Origin of the sequence: Actinosynnema pretiosum (genome assembly GCF_002354875.1) — a bacterium.
Classification (GTDB): domain Bacteria; phylum Actinomycetota; class Actinomycetes; order Mycobacteriales; family Pseudonocardiaceae; genus Actinosynnema; species Actinosynnema auranticum.
In genome coordinates this window covers 1,352,426-1,366,678 of record NZ_CP023445.1, presented here as the reverse complement: position 1 = coordinate 1,366,678, position 14,253 = coordinate 1,352,426, and the positions used below count along the sequence as shown (strand labels likewise).

17 protein-coding genes are annotated in these 14,253 nt (G+C 73.5%); 11 read left to right on the top strand and 6 right to left on the bottom strand.

Features of this window, described 5'->3' with window-relative positions; translation table 11 throughout:
- Positions 1 to 53: 53 nt before the first annotated feature.
- Positions 54 to 1,076 (bottom strand): heat-inducible transcriptional repressor HrcA, encoded by a 1,023-nt coding sequence (gene hrcA, locus CNX65_RS06185; RefSeq protein ID WP_096491895.1) that lies wholly within the window; start codon positions 1,074 to 1,076, stop codon positions 54 to 56.
- Positions 1,077 to 1,625: 549 nt separating this feature from the next.
- A complete protein-coding gene (gene hemW, locus CNX65_RS06180) occupies positions 1,626 to 2,840 on the bottom strand; it encodes a radical SAM family heme chaperone HemW (protein ID WP_096497644.1) in 1,215 nt (404 codons plus the stop codon).
- Between the two features lie 192 nt (positions 2,841 to 3,032).
- Here hemW and CNX65_RS38270 point away from each other — a divergent pair, with 192 nt between their 5' ends.
- From CNX65_RS38270 to CNX65_RS06135, 10 genes are all read left to right on the top strand, one after another.
- Positions 3,033 to 3,119, top strand: a complete 87-nt coding sequence (locus CNX65_RS38270) for a putative leader peptide (protein WP_372494808.1) — start codon at positions 3,033 to 3,035, stop codon at positions 3,117 to 3,119.
- A 117-nt stretch (positions 3,120 to 3,236) separates the two neighbouring features.
- Entirely contained in the window at positions 3,237 to 4,961 is a 1,725-nt protein-coding gene (locus tag CNX65_RS06175) for a nitrite/sulfite reductase (RefSeq protein WP_096491894.1), read from the top strand.
- Entirely contained in the window at positions 4,958 to 5,116 is a 159-nt protein-coding gene (locus CNX65_RS06170) for an Insertion element protein (RefSeq protein ID WP_096491893.1), read from the top strand. The genes CNX65_RS06175 and CNX65_RS06170 overlap by 4 nt, the downstream gene beginning before the upstream one ends.
- Positions 5,113 to 5,808: a phosphoadenylyl-sulfate reductase gene (locus CNX65_RS06165; protein ID WP_177154535.1), complete on the top strand. Its 696-nt coding sequence runs from the start codon at positions 5,113 to 5,115 to the stop codon at positions 5,806 to 5,808. Before CNX65_RS06170 ends, CNX65_RS06165 begins: the two co-directional genes overlap by 4 nt.
- Positions 5,805 to 6,704: a sulfate adenylyltransferase subunit CysD gene (gene cysD / locus CNX65_RS06160; protein WP_177154534.1), complete on the top strand. Its 900-nt coding sequence runs from the start codon at positions 5,805 to 5,807 to the stop codon at positions 6,702 to 6,704. Before CNX65_RS06165 ends, cysD begins: the two co-directional genes overlap by 4 nt.
- The gene (locus CNX65_RS06155) at positions 6,705 to 8,039 is read left to right on the top strand and encodes a sulfate adenylyltransferase subunit 1 (protein ID WP_096491891.1); all 1,335 of its coding nucleotides are present in this window, start codon (positions 6,705 to 6,707) and stop codon (positions 8,037 to 8,039) included. It abuts the gene before it with no gap.
- A gap of 38 nt (positions 8,040 to 8,077) precedes the next feature.
- The gene (locus CNX65_RS06150) at positions 8,078 to 9,157 is read left to right on the top strand and encodes an ABC transporter substrate-binding protein (RefSeq protein ID WP_218181579.1); all 1,080 of its coding nucleotides are present in this window, start codon (positions 8,078 to 8,080) and stop codon (positions 9,155 to 9,157) included.
- Positions 9,158 to 9,187: 30 nt separating this feature from the next.
- Positions 9,188 to 9,976, top strand: a complete 789-nt coding sequence (locus CNX65_RS06145) for an ABC transporter ATP-binding protein (RefSeq protein ID WP_096491889.1) — start codon at positions 9,188 to 9,190, stop codon at positions 9,974 to 9,976.
- A 103-nt stretch (positions 9,977 to 10,079) separates the two neighbouring features.
- Positions 10,080 to 10,934 (top strand): ABC transporter permease, encoded by an 855-nt coding sequence (locus tag CNX65_RS06140; protein WP_096497642.1) that lies wholly within the window; start codon positions 10,080 to 10,082, stop codon positions 10,932 to 10,934.
- The gene (locus tag CNX65_RS06135; protein WP_177154533.1) at positions 10,931 to 11,671 is read left to right on the top strand and encodes a sirohydrochlorin chelatase; all 741 of its coding nucleotides are present in this window, start codon (positions 10,931 to 10,933) and stop codon (positions 11,669 to 11,671) included. Before CNX65_RS06140 ends, CNX65_RS06135 begins: the two co-directional genes overlap by 4 nt.
- Before the next feature lie 237 nt (positions 11,672 to 11,908).
- Here CNX65_RS06135 and CNX65_RS06130 read toward each other — a convergent pair whose 3' ends face one another.
- The 4 genes from CNX65_RS06130 to CNX65_RS06115 all read right to left on the bottom strand — a co-directional run bounded on the left by CNX65_RS06130 (position 11,909) and on the right by CNX65_RS06115 (position 13,213).
- On the bottom strand, positions 11,909 to 12,112 hold the full coding sequence (locus CNX65_RS06130) for a type II toxin-antitoxin system HicB family antitoxin (RefSeq protein WP_096491888.1): 204 nt from the start codon (positions 12,110 to 12,112) through the stop codon (positions 11,909 to 11,911).
- 67 nt (positions 12,113 to 12,179) lie between these two features.
- Entirely contained in the window at positions 12,180 to 12,518 is a 339-nt protein-coding gene (locus CNX65_RS06125) for a barstar family protein (RefSeq protein WP_096491887.1), read from the bottom strand.
- Entirely contained in the window at positions 12,515 to 12,955 is a 441-nt protein-coding gene (locus CNX65_RS06120; protein WP_096491886.1) for a ribonuclease domain-containing protein, read from the bottom strand. The genes CNX65_RS06125 and CNX65_RS06120 overlap by 4 nt, the downstream gene beginning before the upstream one ends.
- Before the next feature lie 9 nt (positions 12,956 to 12,964).
- Positions 12,965 to 13,213, bottom strand: coding sequence for a hypothetical protein (locus tag CNX65_RS06115; protein ID WP_015800068.1), 249 nt, complete (start codon positions 13,211 to 13,213; stop codon positions 12,965 to 12,967).
- A gap of 66 nt (positions 13,214 to 13,279) precedes the next feature.
- Here CNX65_RS06115 and CNX65_RS06110 point away from each other — a divergent pair, with 66 nt between their 5' ends.
- On the top strand, positions 13,280 to 14,248 hold the full coding sequence (locus CNX65_RS06110) for a zinc-binding dehydrogenase (RefSeq protein ID WP_096491885.1): 969 nt from the start codon (positions 13,280 to 13,282) through the stop codon (positions 14,246 to 14,248).
- The last annotated feature ends 5 nt before the right edge of the window (positions 14,249 to 14,253 follow it).

Here is a 14,253-nt window from a genome sequence, read left to right as displayed (position 1 = left end):
CGCGCGCTAGCCTGCGTCGCTTGCGAAACGTCCTGCGGGCGCGGGGTGTTCCCTCACCGGACGGTGAGGATGTCCCCCACGTAGTGGGCGACGGCCCTGACGGCCGCCATAGTGGACGGGTAGTCCATCCGGGTTGGTCCGACCACGCCCATGCCGCCGAGCAGCTTGTCAGCGCTGCCGTAGCCGATGGACACGACCGAGGTGCTGCGCATCTCCGCCGCCTCGTTCTCCTCCCCGATGTGCACCAGCACGGTGCCGGGGTCGTGCGAGGCCGCCAGCAGCTTGAGCACCACCACCTGCTCCTCCAGCGCCTCCAGCACCTGGCGCAGTGAACCGGGGAAGTCTGCCACGTTCCGGGTGAGGTTCGCCGTGCCACCCAGCACCAGGCGCTCCTCGGGGTGCTCGACCAGGGACTCGATCAGCACGGTGCTGACCCTGGTGGCGATGTCCCGCAGGTCGCTCGGCACCGTCTCGGGCAGCTGGGCGACCTCGGCGGAGGCGTCCGCGAGCCGCTTGCCGACCAGCGAGCCGTTGAGCATCGCCCGGATGCGGGCGACGTTGTCCTCGGTGATCACGTCCCCGAGGTCCACCGACCGCTGGTCCACCCGACCGGTGTCGGTGATCAGGATCAGCATCAACCGCGCCGGGGTGATGGCGAGCACCTCGAGGTGCCGCACCGAGGCCCGGCTGAGCGTCGGGTACTGCACGACCGCGACCTGCCGCGTGAGCTGCGCGAGCAGCCGAACACTGCGCCGCAGCACGTCGTCCAGGTCGCAGGCCCCTTCGAGGAACGAGTGGATGGCCCGCCGCTCGGCCGTCGACAACGGCTTGACCTCGCTCAACCGGTCGACGAACAGCCGATACCCCTTGTCGGTCGGCACCCGCCCGGCGCTGGTGTGCGGCTGGGTGATGTACCCGTCCTCCTCCAACGAGGCCATGTCGTTGCGCACGGTCGCACTGGACACCCCCAGGTTGTGCCGCTCGACCAACGCCTTGGACCCGACGGGCTCGTGGTTGGAGACGTAGTCGGCGACGATGGCGCGCAACACCTCGAAGCGCCGCTGATCAGCGTTCACCGCGTGCCACCTCCGCTGGTAGGGGGCACAGCCCCCTGATGTCCTCGCCCCGATTTTACGGAGACGACGCCCCCCGGTCCCCGGCGAGTTCGGAAAGTCATTCACAGGTTACGAACCCCACCCCACCCCAGCGATCCGCACCCGACCGCACTCCCAGCCGCAACAGCCCCCACGCCAACCACAGCAGCCCCCACACCAACCGCCTCGCGGGCTGCGGGGCGAGCGAAGCGAGCCCGCAGCCACCCCATCCCGCGTCCCTCTTCTCCGTTTGGCCTGGCGAAGCCCGAGCGCAGGTGTCAAGACGCCGCCGCACCATGCGGCAGACCGCCTGGTCAAACGGCGTCTTGACGCCTGTGCTTGCCTGAAAGGAGGCCAAACGGAGAAGAGGGACCCGGACCACCGCAGTGGTAAACCGGCACCGAGCACCAACGGCCACCGGCCGGCAGAGCCCGTCCCCCTCTTTTTTGGAGGTCTGCCCCGCCGGCGAGGCGTGCTTTTCAGCTCTTGCCCTTCGCCCTTCGCCCTTGCCCTTGGGTTGAAAACCCGCCCTCAGGTCAACCGCCGGACCACCGCGTCAGCCAACAACCGCCCCCGGTCCGTCAACACGCACCGCCCCCGCGCAAGCGCCATGGGCTCCAACAACCCCTCAGCCGCCACCCGAGCAGCCTCCCGCCGCCCGTCCCGGTCCAGGACCTCCACCGGCAGCCCTTCGGACAGTCGCAGCTCCAACAGCACCCGCTCGACCCTGCGATCGTCCTCCGCCAGCACCTCACGCCCCGCGGCAGGCGACCCCCCACCCGCCAGCACCGCCGCGTACTTCGCCGGGTGCTTCACGTTCCACCACCGCACCCCACCCACGTGGCTGTGCGCCCCCGGCCCGGCCCCCCACCAGTCCGCCCCCTGCCAGTACAGGACGTTGTGCCTGCACCGCCCCTCCTCCGACGCGGCCCAGTTGGACACCTCGTACCAGCTCATCCCCATCTCCCGAGCCGCCGCGTCCACCATCTCGTACCGCTCCGCCAGCACGTCGTCGTCAGGCGCGGGCAACTCCCCCCGCCGCACCCGCCGCGCCAACGCCGTCCCCTCCTCCACGATCAGCGCGTAAGCCGACAGGTGATCCACCCCGGCATCCCGCACGACCGCCAGCGACTCCCGCAGGTCCTCGTCCCGCTCCCCAGGGGTCCCGTAGATCAAATCCAGGTTGACGTGCTCGAACCCGCCCTCCCTGGCCTCACGGGCCGCCGCAGCCGCCCGCCCCGGCGTGTGCTTCCGGTCCAGGATCCGCAGCACGTGCCGAGCCGCCGACTGCATCCCCAGCGACACCCGCGTGTACCCGGCCTCCCGGATCGCCGCGAAGAACCCAGGCGACGTCGACTCCGGGTTCGACTCCGTCGTCACCTCGGCCCCCGGCGCGAGCCCCACCGACGACCGCACCGCCTCCAGCACCGCCGCCAGCCCGTCCGCCCCGAGCAACGACGGCGTCCCACCCCCCACGAACACCGTCTCCGCCGCGGGCGGCTCCCCCAGCACCCGAGCCGCCAGGTCCAGCTCCCGCCGCAGCCCCTCCAACCACGACTCCGGCGACGCGGACGTCCCCAGCTCCCCCGCCGTGTACGTGTTGAAGTCGCAGTACCCGCACCGCGTGGCGCAGAACGGCACGTGCACGTACACCCCGAACGGCCGAGTGCCGAGCCCCTCCAGCGCGGTCGCGGGCAGCGCCCCGTCCGAGGGTGCGGGGTCGCCGGCAGGCAGTGCGGAAGGCATGGCCCCATTCTCCCCCACCTCCCGACCACCCCCACCCGACCAGCGGCAGCCCTCCCCCGACCAGCCGCGACACCCCACCCCCACCAACCGCCCCACACCCCTTCCACCCCCCAGCGCAACCCCCCTCCGTGAGATGTCCCACCATGCGGATGCCCATGGACCACAACATGGACCCGTGGCACTCTCAGCCGCATGACGACGAACGGGATTCGCCTGGTGGTCCGCCGCCACGTCGACTTCCGCCGCGTCTCCAGCGCGATGTGCCCCCGTTCGGCATAACCCCGCGCCTTTTTGTTCCCGTAGGCGCCGGGGTGCGCTGACGGGGCCTCCACCACCGCACCACCGGGCTCGCCACGCGCACCACCGCGCCGCCACTCCACCTCCGGAGGCCAGCGGATGGTTCCCCCGACGACGTCGCCCCCGACGACAACGCCCACGACACCGCCCTCGACGCCGGCGTCCCCGCGCGCCCGGCAGCGGCGGGGCGAGGGCCAGTGGGCGCTCGGTTACCGCGAGCCGCTCAACCCGAACGAGCGGAGCAAGAAGGACGACAACCCGCTCAACGTGCGCGCCCGGATCGAGTCGATCTACGCGCCGGGCGGTTTCGCCTCGATCGACCCCGCCGACCTGCGGGGCCGTTTCCGCTGGTACGGGCTGTACACCCAGCGCAAGCCGGGGATCGACGGCGGCCGGACGGCGACGCTCGCGCCGGAGGAGCTGGACGACGAGCACTTCATGCTCCGCGTCCGGGTGGACGGCGGCAGGCTGACCACCGCTCAGCTCGCGCTGATCGGGGAGCTCTCCCAGACCTACGCCCGCGACACCGCCGACATCACCGACCGGCAGAACGTCCAGTACCACTGGATCCGCATCGAGGACGTCCCCACGCTCTGGGAGCGCCTGGAGGCCGCCGGTCTGACCACGATGGAGGCCTGCGGCGACAGCCCGCGCGTCGTCCTGGGCTCCCCGCTCGCGGGCATCGCCGAGGACGAGGTGCTCGACGGCGGCCCGGCCATCGACGAGATCCTGCGCCGCTACATCGGCGACCCGCGCTTCTCGAACCTGCCGCGCAAGTTCAAGACCGCCATCTCGGGCCTGCCGGACGTGGCGCACGAGGTGCACGACGTGGCGTTCGTCGGCGTCGTGCACCCGGAGCACGGCCCCGGCTTCGACCTGTGGGTGGGCGGCGGCCTGTCGACCAACCCGATGATCGCGAAGCGGCTGGGCGCGTGGGTGCCGCTGGACGAGGTGCCGGACGTGTGGGAGGGCGTGATCAGCGTCTTCCGCGACTACGGCTACCGCAGGCTCCGCAACCGGGCGCGGCTGAAGTTCCTGGTCGCCGACTGGGGCGCGGAGAAGTTCCGCCAGGTCCTGGAGGACGAGTACCTGCACCGGAAGCTCCTCGACGGCCCCGCTCCCGAGGTGCCCGAGATCGCCCGCGACCACGTGGGCGTGCACCGGCAGAAGGACGGCCTGTTCGCGGTCGGCGCGGCGCCGATCGCGGGCCGGGTGTCCGGGTCGACCCTGGTGGAGGTCGCCAAGGCGGTGGAGCGGGCCGGGTCGAACCGGGTGCGGCTCACCCCGCAGCAGAAGCTCGTCGTGCTGGACGTGCCCGAGGCCGAGGTGGACGGCCTGCGCGCGGACCTGGCGGCGCTCGGGCTGCCCACCGAGCCCTCGCCGTGGCGGCGCGGGGTGATGGCGTGCACCGGGCTGGAGTTCTGCAAGCTCGCGATCGTCGAGACCAAGGCGCGCGCGGCCGAGCTGGTCACCGCGCTGGAGGCGCGGCTCGCGGACGTGGTGGCCGGGGTCGCGGCGCCGATCTCGGTGCACCTCAACGGCTGCCCGAACTCGTGCGCGCGCATCCAGACCGCCGACATCGGCCTCAAGGGCCAGATCGTCACCGACGCCGACGGCCGCCAGGTCGAGGGCTTCCAGGTGCACCTGGGCGGCGGGCTCGGGCTGGACGCCGGGTTCGGGCGCAAGCTGCGCGGCCACAAGGTCACCGCGGCCGAGCTGCCCGAGTACGTGGAGCGGGTGGTGCGGCACTACCTGGCCGGGCGGGACGGCGACGAGCGGTTCGCCCAGTGGGTGGCCCGCGCGGACGAGGGGCTGCTGCGGTGAGCGAGCGCGCGACGCCCTTCCACTGCCCCTACTGCGGCGACGAGGACCTCCGCCCCCAGGAGGAGCCCGCGCACGCGTGGCTGTGCTCGGCCTGCCGCCGGGTGTTCACGGTCAAGTTCATCGGGTTGAACCTGCCCCAGGAGGTGCGCGGGTGAGCGGGATCGAGGAAGACCTGCGGGTCGTGGCCGAGGCCGCCCAGGCCGAGCTGGCCGACGCGACCGCCGAGGAGGCCCTGGCCTGGACCGCCCGCACGTTCGGCGACAGCTGGATCGTCGCGTCGAACATGCAGGACGCGGTGCTGGTGGACCTCGCCGCGAAGGTCAAGCCGGACGTGGACGTGCTGTTCCTGGAGACCGGCTACCACTTCGCCGAGACCATCGGCACCCGCGACGCGGTCGACCTGGTCTACCCGGAGCTGCGGATCGTCAACGCCGCCGCCGAGCAGTCCGCCGCCGACCAGGAGGCCGAGTTCGGGCCGCTCAACCGCACCGACCCGAGCCGCTGCTGCCACCTGCGCAAGGTCGTGCCGCTGCGCCGCACCCTGGCCGGGTACGACGCGTGGGTGACCGGCGTGCGCCGCGTCGACGCCCCGACCAGGGCGGACACCCCGATCGTGCAGTGGGACGAGCGCAACGGGCTGGTGAAGGTCAACCCGATCGCGCCGTGGTCCGACGACGAGTTCAACGGCTACCTCGCCGAGCACAAGATCCTGGAGAACCCCCTGGTGCAGGCGGGTTACCCCTCCATCGGCTGCGCGCCGTGCACCGCCAAGCCGCTGCCGGGCGCCGACCCGCGCAGTGGCCGCTGGGCGGGCACCGCCAAGACGGAATGCGGGTTGCACGGATGACTCTGGCCCTGGACGCGCTCGACCGCCTCGAGTCCGAGGCGGTGCACATCTTCCGCGAGGTCGCGGGCGAGTTCGACCGCCCGGTGATCCTGTTCTCCGGCGGCAAGGACTCGACGCTGCTGCTGCACCTGGCGGTCAAGGCCTTCTGGCCCGCCCCGGTGCCGTTCCCGCTGCTGCACGTGGACACCGGGCACAACTTCGACGAGGTGATCGCGTTCCGCGACGAGGTCGTGGCCCGGCACGGCCTGCGCCTGGAGGTGGCGCGGGTGCAGGACTACCTGGACGACGGCAGGCTCGCCGAGCGCCCGGACGGCACCCGCAACCCGCTGCAGACCGTGCCGCTGCTGGACGCGATCACCGCGAACCGGTTCGACGCGGTGTTCGGCGGCGGCAGGCGCGACGAGGAGCGGGCCCGCGCCAAGGAGCGCATCTTCAGCCTGCGCAACGCCTTCGGCCAGTGGGAGCCGCGCAGGCAGCGGCCGGAGCTGTGGAACCTCTACAACGGCAGGCACCGGGCCGGTGAGCACGTGCGGGTGTTCCCGCTGTCGAACTGGACCGAGCTGGACGTGTGGCACTACATCGCCCGCGAGCGCATCGAGCTGCCGCCCATCTACTACGCGCACCGCCGCGAGGTGTACCTGCGCGACGGCATGTGGCTGGCGCAGGGCCCGTGGGGCGGGCCGCGCGCGGGCGAGGAGCTGGTGGAGAAGACGGTGCGCTACCGGACGGTCGGCGACGGCTCGTGCACCGGGGCGGTGGAGTCCGAGGCCGCCGACATCGACGCGGTGATCGCGGAGGTCGCCGCCAGCAGGCTCACCGAGCGGGGCGCCACGCGCGCCGACGACCGGATGAGCGAGGCCGCCATGGAGGACCGCAAGCGGGAGGGGTACTTCTAGATGAGCGACCTGCTGAGGCTGGCCACGGCGGGCAGCGTGGACGACGGCAAGTCCACCCTGGTCGGGCGGCTGCTGTACGACACGAAGTCGGTGCTGGCGGACACCCTGGACGCGGTGCAGCGGGCCAGCGCGGACCGGGGGCTGGCGACGCCGGACCTGTCGCTGCTGGTGGACGGGCTGCGCTCGGAGCGCGAGCAGGGCATCACGATCGACGTGGCCTACCGGTACTTCGCGACGCCGCGCCGCACGTTCGTGCTGGCCGACACCCCCGGCCACGTGCAGTACACCCGCAACACCGTGACCGGCGCGTCGACGGCGCAGCTCGCGGTGCTGCTGGTGGACGCGCGGCGGGGCGTGGTGGAGCAGACCCGGCGGCACGCGGCGGTGCTGGCGCTGCTGGGCGTGCCCCGGCTGGTGCTGGCGGTGAACAAGGTGGACCTGGTCGGCTACGACGAGGTCGTGTTCTCCCGCATCGCCAAGGAGTTCGCCGCGCACGCCTCCGCGCTGGGCTTCGCCGAGGACTCGGTGGTGTCGATCCCGGTCTCCGCGCTGGTGGGCGACAACGTGGTGGACCGGTCGGCGAGCACGCCCTGGTACTCGGGGCCGACGCTGCTGGAGCACCTGGAGTCGGTGCCGGTGGAGCCGGACCCGCACGACGCGCCGTTCCGGTTCCCGGTGCAGTACGTGATCCGGCCGCGCACCGCCGAGCACCCGGACTACCGGGGGTACGCGGGGCAGGTCGCGGCGGGCACGGTCCGGGTCGGCGACGAGGTGACCGTGCTGCCCGGCGGGTCGCGCACGACGGTGACCGGCATCGACACCGCCGACGGCCCGCTGGCCGAGGCGGCGGCGGGCCGCTCGGTGACGCTGCTGCTGGCGCACGACCTGGACGTCTCCCGAGGCGACCTGATCGCGGCCGGTGACGCGCCGGAGGTGGTGGACGAGTTCACCGCCACGCTGTGCTGGCTGGCCGAGAAGCCCCTCGCACCGGGCGCGCGGGTGCTGGTCAAGCACGGCACGCGCACCGTCCAGGCGATCGTGACCGAGCTGCTGTCCCGGTTCGACGAGCAGGCGCTGGCCAGCACGGGCGCGCCGGACGCCCTGCGGCTCAACGACATCGGCCAGGTGCGGGTGCGCACCGCCGAGCCGGTCCCGGTGGACGACTACACCCGCGACCGGCGCACCGGGGCGTTCCTGGTGATCGACGCCGGTGACGGCGGCACCCTCGCGGCGGGCCTGGTGGGCGCGCCGCTGCCCGAACCGGACGCGCCGGGCGCCCAGGCCGGGGGCGTCGCGCTCGCCGATGGCCGCGCCCTGGTCTCCCCCGGCCCCTGACGACCTCCCTCCCCCTCTCCCCGAAAGGTTCCCCTCCCTTGAGAGCACACCGCCGCGCCGTGAAGACCACCGCAGTCCTGCTCGCGGCCCTGGCCGTCGCGACCGGCTGCTCCCGCGCCGAGCGCGCCGAGGAGAGCGCGCCCGCCGCCGACCAGGGGGCCGCCGCCGAGCTGCGGCTGGGCTACTTCCCGAACGTCACCCACGCGTCCGCGCTGATCGGCGTGGAGCGGGGGCTGTTCGAGCGGGAGCTGGGCTCGACCAAGCTGACCACGCAGACCTTCAACGCCGGGCCCGAGGCGGTGAACGCGCTGCTGGGCGAGTCGCTGGACGCGACGTTCATCGGGTCCGGCCCGGCGATCAACGCCTACGCCAAGTCCGGCGGGGAGGCGGTGAAGCTGATCGCCGGGGCCACCTCGGGCGGCGCGCAGCTCGTGGTCAAGCCGGAGATCACCTCCCCGCAGGACCTCAAGGGCAAGGTCATCACCACCCCGCAGCTGGCGAACACCCAGGACGTGGCGCTGAAGAAGTGGCTGTCCGACCAGGGGCTGGCCATCGGCGCGGGCCCCGACCAGGTCAACGTGACCAACACCGAGAACTCGCAGAGCCTGGACCTGTTCCGCTCCGGCGGGGTGCAGGGCGCGTGGGCGCCGGAGCCGTGGTCCTCGCGGCTGGTGGTCGACGCGGGCGCGAAGGTGCTGCTGGACGAGAAGACCCTGTGGGAGGGCGGGAAGTTCCCGACCACGGTGCTGATCGTGCGCACGGAGTTCCTGCAGGAGCACCCGCAGACCGTGCAGGCGCTGCTGCGCGGGCACCTCGCCGCGACGAAGTACGCGCGGGACGACGCGGCGGGCGCCAAGACCACCGTGAACGAGGCGCTGAAGAAGCTGACCGGCAAGGCGCTGGGCGAGCCGGTGCTGAACCGGGCGTTCGAGGGCATCGAGCTGACCCTGGACCCGCAGGCCTCGGCGTTCCCGCAGCTCGCGGAGGACGCGGTGACGGCGGGCGTGGCCAAGGAGGCCGCGGACGTGGCGGGGCTGGCCGACTTCGGGCCCCTCAACGAGGTGCTGAAGGCCGCCGGTGAGCCCGCCGTGGACGCCGCGGGCCTGGACCGGAAGTAGCGAGGGCCCCACGAGGAAGGCAGGCACACCATGACCGCCACGCTCGGCACCACGGCGCCGCGATCCGGCGTCGACGCGGCCGTCACCCTGACCGGGGTGCGCAAGGAGTTCGGGACCGGGCAGCACGCCGTGGTCGCCCTCGACGGGGTCGACCTGCAGGTGGCGCCCGGTGAGTTCGTCTGCCTGCTGGGCGCGTCGGGCTGCGGCAAGTCCACGCTGCTGAACCTGGTGGCCGGGCTGGACGCGCCCACGTCCGGCCGGATCGGGCTGACCACGTCCCGGCCCGCGGTGATGTTCCAGGAGGCCGCGCTGATGCCGTGGCTGACGGCGGAGCGGAACGTGGAGCTGCCGCTGCGGCTGGCCGGGGTGCGGCGCGGGGAGCGGCGGGCGCGGGCCGGGGAGCTGCTGGAGCTGGTGCGGCTGTCCGGGGTCGGGCGCAAGCGCCCGCACGAGCTGTCCGGCGGGATGCGGCAGCGGGTGGCGCTGGCCAGGGCGCTGGCGTCCACCCAGGGCAGCGCCGACGGCGGTGCGCCGGGGCTGCTGCTGATGGACGAGCCGTTCGCGGCGCTGGACGCCATCACGCGGGACGTGCTCCAGTCCGAGCTGGCCCGCGTGTGGCGGGAGACCGGCACGGCGGTGCTGTTCGTGACGCACGACGTGCGCGAGGCGGTGCGGCTGGGGCAGCGGGTGGTGCTGCTGTCCTCGCGGCCGGGGCGGATCGTGCGGGAGTGGGCCGTCGAGGGGCGGGACCCGGCCGAGCTGATCGAGGACGTCACGGGGCGGCTGCGGGAGGTGATCAGTGGTCACGCGGCAGCCTGAGGTCGAAGAGCCGTCGGGGGCCTCCGGGTCCGGGCCTTCCGGGTCTTCCGGGCCTGGGTCCTCCGGGTCCGGTTCGCCGGGCGGGGCGCGGTCGACCGCTGACCTGGCGGCGGTCGGGGCCGGTCTGGACGCGCTGGACACCCCGATCGGGGAGCGCCCGCCGTCGGTGTGGCGCAGGGTGGCGCGCACCGCCCTGCCGCCGCTGGTGGCGTTCGCGCTGCTGCTCGTGGTGTGGCAGGCGCTGTGGGCGGCGGCGCTGTGGCCGGAGTACCGGCTGCCGTCGCCGCTGTCGGTGTGGGGCGCGGTGGCGGAGGCGGTGCGCACCGGGCGGGCCGCCGAGGTGCTGTGGACGTCGGTGCACCGGGCGGTGCTGGGGTTCCTGGCGGCGGTGGTGATCGCGACGCCGCTGGGGCTGCTGATCGCGAAGGTGCGGCTGGTGCGGGCGGCGATCGGGTCGCTGCTGTCGGGGTTGCAGAGCCTGCCGTCGGTGGCGTGGGTGCCCGCGGGCATCCTGTGGTTCGGGGCGACCCCGGCGACGATCTACTTCGTGGTGCTGATGGGCTCGGTGCCGTCGATCGCGAACGGCCTGGTGGCGGGCATCGACCAGGTGCCGCCGCTGCTGCCGAGGGTCGGGCAGGCGCTGGGGGCGGGACGGCTGGCGTCCGCGCGGCACATCCTGCTGCCCGCCGCGCTGCCCGGTTACCTGGCCGGGTTGAAGCAGGGGTGGGCGTTCTCGTGGCGGTCGCTGATGGCGGCCGAGATCATCGCCACCTCGCCGCAGCTGGGCGAGGGGCTGGGGCAGTACCTGCACAACGGGGCGTCGCTGAACGACATCTCGATGGTGATCGCGGCGATCTTCCTGATCCTGCTGGTCGGCGTGGGGATCGAGCTGCTGCTGTTCCGGCCGCTGGAGCGGGCGGTGCTGCGGGCGCGCGGGCTGACGGGGGCGCTGGCGTGAGCGCGCTCGTGGCGGTGGCGCACGGGAGCCGGGACCCGAGGTCGGCGGCGGTGGTGAACGAGCTGCTCGGCGTGGTGCGGGCGCTGCGGCCGGAGCTGGACGTGCGGGCGTCGTTCCTGGAGCTGTCCGCACCGAGGCTGCCGGACGTGCTGCGGGCGGTCCGCGCGGACGGCCACCGGGAGGCGGTGGTGGTGCCGCTGCTGCTGGGGCGGGCGTACCACGCGCGGGTGGACGTGCCGAGCGCCGTGGCGGAGGCGGCGGTGCTCGGGCTGGACGTGGCGATCGCGGACGTGCTGGGCCCGGACCCGAGGCTGGAGTCGGCGGCGCTGAGGCGGCTGGCCGAGGCCGGGGTCGGCTTCGGGGACCCGTCGTGGGGCGTGGTGCTCGCGGCGGCGGGGTCCTCGCACGCGCGGGCGAACGCCGTGGTGCGCGCGACGGCGCGCCGCTGGGCGGCGGGCGCGGGCTGGGCGGGCGTGGAACCGGCGTTCGCGGCGAGCGCCGCGCCGGACGCGGCCGTGGCGGCGGCCAGGCTGCGCGCGGCGGGCGCGAGGCGCGTGGCGGTGGCGTCGTGGTTCCTGGCGCCGGGCCTGCTGCCGGACCGGGTGACGGGGTTGGTGGGCGCGGACGCGGTGGTCGCGGCCCCGCTGGGCGCGGACCCGGAGGTGGCGGAGCTGGTGCTGCACCGGTACGCGGGGGCTCGGGTGCGGGCGGCGGGGAGGGTGACGGCGATCGCGTGAGGGGTGGCGGAGGACGCTGGATAACACTGGTTATCCAGCGATTAGATAGTCCCCGCCCGCGCGGGAAAGACGCGCGCTGGGTCTCCTCCACCCCCTGCGGGTTCGGAGCACCCCCGCTCGCGCGGGGAAGACGGCTTCCTCGCCGCCGCGCTCCATGAGTCCGGCGGAACACCCCCGCCCGCGCGGGGAAGACACTTCCTGACCTGCGGCTCAAGACCCGAAGTTACCGTTTTTCCTTCACTTAGCTCCGCCCCGTTCGCCGTCCCCGCTCGGGCCGGAGCGGGAACGTTCTTCGAGGTACAGCTCCACCGCCTCGGCGAGGTTCGCCAGCGCTTCGGCTGCGGTCCGCCCCTGGCTGGCCACGTCCACCTCAAGGCACTGGGCCACGTGCCAGTCCTCCTCCCGGTGGACGGCTGCGGTGAGGGTCGGCTGCTCGTTCATGCCACCAGTGTCCCCGTCACCCGCTCACCAGGGCTGACGCCACGCGCCGTGGCGGCAGCCCGTCCCGCTACAGCGGCGCCGGGTACACCACGGTCAGCACGCGTCCCTCGGCCCCCTGCTCCGCCGCGTCCCGCAGGACCGAGTCCACCGCCGCCGAGCCCACCGGGTCCTTGCGGTCGAAGACCTCGCGCTGCGGCCAGATCAGCACGTGCTCGCCCTCCGGCAGCCACGACAGGTCCACCAGGCAGTCGTACAGCGCGTCCAGGTTGCGCCCGAACCAGTCCGGGAAAGACAGCGCCGCCGCGATCGCGTCCAGCGCCGCGCGCTTGCCGGTGATCTCGGCGCCCGCGAGCACGTGCGGGTGCGCGCCGCGCTCCTGCGCCTCGCGGACCGCGCGCGCCGTCACCTGGCCACGTCCACGACGACGAACGACTCGTAGTGGTCAGCGGTGTAGTACACCTCGTCCTCCTGACCGGTCACCAGCCTGCGCGCCCCCCGGTCACGACTACCCGGAGTGGGGACCGTGTACTCGCGGTAGTACTCGCCCTTGTGCTGCGGCAGCAGCTTCTCGCGGTTGCGGAACACCACGCCGTCGTTGCGCGGGTACGGGAACGGGCCGTCGCTGGTGATCAGCTTCCAGGTCTCGGCGGCCTGCGCGGGCAGCTCCGACAGCGGCTGCACGCTGAAGCCGGACGCCGACGCGCCGGGCACCGACGTGGAGCCCGCGCTGGAGGACGGGGGTGCGGGGGTCGAGTCGTTGCCGCGGTCCTTCGCGAAGTAGCCGACCACCACCAGGGCGATCAGGCCGACGAGCGCGACGGTGAGGCGCCTACCGGGAGTCACCCGTCCAGCCTACGAACGCGTCCTGCCCTCGCGGAGGCGGGGTTCCCGCACGTCGGTGGGCAGCGCGCCCACCGGGGGCTCGGCCTCCGGGTCGCCGCTGAGCCGCGCCGAGGCCTCGTCGACCACCCGGTCGATGAACCTCGCCACACCCAGCGCGGCGGGGAGCAGGACGGCCATCACGAGGGGGAACTGGAGGAAGAACGGCAGCTGGGCGAGCCACAGCTCCACCCCGTCCCACCAGCGCGCGATCGATTCCATATCGCCGTCGAGGGTAGCGCGTGACCCGTCCCCCGGAGGGGTGATCGCCTGAGTAGGTTCGCTGGCATGTTCTCCGTCTACGCAGCCGAGCCCAGCCCCGACCAGCCCCTCGCCGCGCTGCGGGTGGGGGAACGACCGGAACCCGAGGCGCCCGACGGGTGGGTGCGGGTGGCCGTGCGCGCGGCCACCCTGAACATGCACGACCTGTGGACCCTGCGCGGGGTCGGGATCAAGGCGGACCGGTTCCCGATGATCCTGGGCTGCGACGGCGCGGGCGTGCTGGAGGACGGCGCCGAGGTGGTGCTGCACTCGCTGATCGGCAGCCCGGACCACGTCGGCGACGAGACCCTGGACCCCGGCCGCTCGCTGCTGACCGAGAAGCACCAGGGCGCGTTCGCCGACTGGGTCGTGGTGCCCCGGCGCAACGCGATCCCGAAGCCGTCCGGCCTGGACTTCGCCGAGGCCGCCTGCATGGGCACGGCGTGGCTGACCGCGTACCGGATGCTGTTCGTGAAGTCCGGGCTGCGGCCGGGGCAGACGATGCTCGTGCAGGGCGCCTCCGGCGGGGTGTCGACGGCGCTGGTGCAGCTGGGGCGCGCCGCCGGGTACCGGGTGTGGGTCACCGGGCGGACCGAGGCCAAGCGCGCGCTGGCCGAGTCGCTGGGCGCGCACGCGACCTTCGAGAGCGGCGCGCGCTTGCCCGAACGGGTGGACGCGGTGTTCGAGACGGTCGGCAGGGCGACCTGGTCGCACTCGATGAAGTCGCTCAAGCCCGGTGGCGTGGTCGTGGTGTCCGGCGCGACCACCGGCGACCCGTCGGCGGTGGAGCTGCAGCGGCTGTTCTTCCTCCAGCTGCGGGTGGTCGGCTCGACCATGGGCACGCGGGACGAGCTGGTGGACCTGCTGGCGTTCTGCGAGCGCAACGGGCTGCGCCCGCACATCGGCTCCCGCCTGCCGATGGCCGACGCCGAGGCGGGCTTCCGCGCGATGCTGGACGGCGAGACGGCGGGCAAGACCGTCTTCACCCTGGGCTGACCGGC

Excerpts from the sequence above, each read along its gene's own strand:
- CNX65_RS06175 (WP_096491894.1), top strand. The coding sequence starts at position 3,237 with ATGGTTCCCCCGACGACGTCGCCCCCGACGACAACGCCCACGACACCG.
- hemW (WP_096497644.1), bottom strand. The coding sequence starts at position 2,840 with ATGCCTTCCGCACTGCCTGCCGGCGACCCCGCACCCTCGGACGGGGCG.
- CNX65_RS38270 (WP_372494808.1), top strand. The coding sequence starts at position 3,033 with ATGACGACGAACGGGATTCGCCTGGTGGTCCGCCGCCACGTCGACTTC.
- CNX65_RS06155 (WP_096491891.1), top strand. The coding sequence starts at position 6,705 with ATGAGCGACCTGCTGAGGCTGGCCACGGCGGGCAGCGTGGACGACGGC.
- CNX65_RS06145 (WP_096491889.1), top strand. The coding sequence starts at position 9,188 with ATGACCGCCACGCTCGGCACCACGGCGCCGCGATCCGGCGTCGACGCG.
- CNX65_RS06130 (WP_096491888.1), bottom strand. The coding sequence starts at position 12,112 with ATGAACGAGCAGCCGACCCTCACCGCAGCCGTCCACCGGGAGGAGGAC.
- CNX65_RS06110 (WP_096491885.1), top strand. The coding sequence starts at position 13,280 with ATGTTCTCCGTCTACGCAGCCGAGCCCAGCCCCGACCAGCCCCTCGCC.
- CNX65_RS06115 (WP_015800068.1), bottom strand. The coding sequence starts at position 13,213 with ATGGAATCGATCGCGCGCTGGTGGGACGGGGTGGAGCTGTGGCTCGCC.
- cysD (WP_177154534.1), top strand. The coding sequence starts at position 5,805 with ATGACTCTGGCCCTGGACGCGCTCGACCGCCTCGAGTCCGAGGCGGTG.